The sequence below is a fragment of the Mesorhizobium sp. M1E.F.Ca.ET.041.01.1.1 genome, assembly GCF_003997355.1.
GTDB lineage: Bacteria > Pseudomonadota > Alphaproteobacteria > Rhizobiales > Rhizobiaceae > Mesorhizobium.
Genome location: NZ_RZSL01001229.1, coordinates 1 through 527, shown reverse-complemented (window position 1 = coordinate 527; position 527 = coordinate 1). Strand labels below are relative to the sequence as shown.

At 65.5% G+C, this 527-nt stretch carries 1 protein-coding gene; it reads right to left on the bottom strand.

The window, feature by feature from the left end; translation table 11 throughout:
* Window positions 1-527: inositol monophosphatase (locus EOA38_RS38525; protein WP_145966367.1), on the bottom strand; the 527-nt coding region annotated here is incomplete at both ends.

Here is a 527-nt window from a genome sequence, read left to right as displayed (position 1 = left end):
GGGCATCAGCTTGTTGTAGACGACGAAATGCGCATGGCCGCTCGCCAGCAGCCGGTATTCATGCGCCGCGCAGCGATAGCCGAACTGCGACAGCGCCTTGGTCTGGTTGCGGGCGAGCCGCGAACGCTCCGGTTCCTTCAGATACTGCCACGAGACCGCGCCCGTCATCTGCGAGATCGGCACGGGCGCCGCAACCCGCACCTTTTCCAGCGCGCCATGCGCATGGCGGATATGGCTGCCCGCGCCCTTGGCGCCGAATAGCCAGTCCTTGCCGATGGGGTCGTGGATGATGCCGACGACCGTCTCGCCATTGACGACGACGCCCAGCATGACGCCGAACAGCGGTACGCCGGAGGCGAAATTGAAGGTGCCGTCGACCGGATCGATGACGAAGGCAAGCTCGGCATCGCCCAGACCGGCGAGCAAGGCCGGATTGTCGGAGCAGGCCTCCTCGCCGACGATCATCGCCGAAGGATAACGCTCGCGCAGCCTGGCGGTGATCAGCCGTTCGGCATTGAGGTCCGCTT